This window comes from Bacteroides muris (ex Afrizal et al. 2022) (assembly GCF_004793475.1).
Classification (GTDB): Bacteria; Bacteroidota; Bacteroidia; order Bacteroidales; family Bacteroidaceae; genus Bacteroides; species Bacteroides muris.
This window is the reverse complement of record NZ_SRYZ01000101.1, coordinates 1-1,787: the sequence shown is the minus strand read 5'-3', so window position 1 is coordinate 1,787 and position 1,787 is coordinate 1. Positions and strand designations below refer to the sequence as shown.

Genomic DNA, 1,787 nt, shown 5'->3' with positions numbered 1-1,787 from the left:
TGTCAAAGAACAATTTAATCCCCTTATTCCGGGATTATTTGATTAATTAATAACTCGTCCCGATTTTAACGGGACACTAGTGATGAAAAATATATTATTTGTTGCTTTTGTTGTTGCTCTTCTTTTTTGTGGGTGTTCCAACCATTTGAATATTGACAAATATCAACAGCACTCTGGAAATGTAATAGATGTGAAAGATTTAGTGAAAGAGATAGTAATAGATACTCCATTAATAGGAGGATTCGCAAGACCTTATATTTTAGGAGAATATTTAATTCTAACTGACCCTCAATCTGAAGAAAATCAAATTTCTATATTTGATAAAAAAGACTTTTCATATATAGCTGGAACTGGACATATGGGGGAAGGTCCAAATGAAATAACACGTTTAGGAGAAATTATACTTAATGAGAAGCGTCGTCGTTTCTATGTGGCTGATTACGGAAAAATGAAAACATTAGAATATGAATTGGATAGTGTTTTATTAAATCCAAACTATTTGCCCATTCATAAAACAGAAATAAATAGAATAGCTACGCCGGTTATGTTCTCTTTCTTTAACGATACGCTTTGCTATGCTTGTAGTATGACTGCAGAGCCAGGCAAACATTTTCAGGAATCTTTGGTGACATGGAATATGGAAACAGGAGATATGGATTTACTGATAACTGGACACCCTAAAATAGAGAGGCAAAGAATTCGTTATGCTGTTTCGTTGGAACATAATTTAATAGCGGTTAGTTATGATTATCATGATTTATTGGTAACTTATGATCTTCAAGGAAACTTAAAACATAATGTTTACGGACCTAATTGGAATGATGCGACAAGTAATGCTATGATTTATTACTATGGTAGTATCGTTATCTGTAATAATAGGATTGTGGTAGGCTATTCTGGTGAAAGAAATCCTGAAATGGGACAGATTCATGTTCGTAATCTTTTGGTTTATGATTTGGAAGGTAATTACATAAAAACGTTGAAGATAGGTTATAATATTTTATTATTTTGTTACGATGCAGAATGTAATCGTCTAATTATGGTGTTAGATGATGAAATACAGTTTGCTTATCTTGATTTGGAAGATTTGGTCTAAAAAATATAAAAATGAAATATTTGATAAGTGTATTCATATGTTTATTTCTGTTATCCTGTGGAAATCAGGAGAAAAAATATATCGAAAGGCTATTGCAGACATGGAGTGAAAAAGAAGTCTTGTTTCCAGCCAATTCGATATTTACAATAAAAGGTAAGGATACTGTGGATTTTTCAATGTCGGGCAAATTCAAAATATTGACTTATGTTGATACGCTTGGTTGTATTAGTTGCAAGTTGCAATTAGACAGATGGAAAGTGTTTATGGAAGAAGTGGACGGTATGACGGAAGATTCTGTCCGATTTATATACTTTTTCTCTCCTGAGAAAAGAAAGAAATTCTTAGAGACTCTGAGATTTGAAAATTTCACTTATCCTGTTTGTATTGACGATATGAATCAGTTAAATGCATTAAATAATTTTCCTTCGGGTAATGAAATGTTTCATACTTTCCTATTGGATAAAGATAATAAAGTGCTTGCTATCGGCAACCCCATCCACAACCCTAAAGTTAAGGAACTCTACCTAAAGATTATCCAAGGCGAGAAAGCAACCAAACAGGACGAAAGCAAGGAGATAAAAACCGAAGTCGCCGTTGACAAACCTTTAATAACCTTGGGTGATTTTAATTGGAAAGAGGAGCAAAAGGCGACCTTCACTTTGAAGAATACAGGCGGCAACCCTTTGGTGAT

Annotated in this window: 2 protein-coding genes; both read left to right on the top strand. The window is 33.4% G+C overall.

The features are described 5' to 3' along the window. Positions 1-82 precede the first annotated feature (82 nt). Positions 83-1,096: a 6-bladed beta-propeller gene (locus tag E5355_RS18980; RefSeq protein ID WP_136011547.1), complete on the top strand. Its 1,014-nt coding sequence runs from the start codon at positions 83-85 to the stop codon at positions 1,094-1,096. An 11-nt stretch (positions 1,097-1,107) separates the two neighbouring features. Further along, positions 1,108-1,787 (top strand): DUF1573 domain-containing protein (locus E5355_RS18975; protein ID WP_136011546.1); only part of this gene is annotated, 680 nt, incomplete at its 3' end.

Coding starts and splice junctions, on each gene's coding strand:
- E5355_RS18980 (WP_136011547.1), top strand. CDS start 83: ATGAAAAATATATTATTTGTTGCTTTTGTTGTTGCTCTTCTTTTTTGT.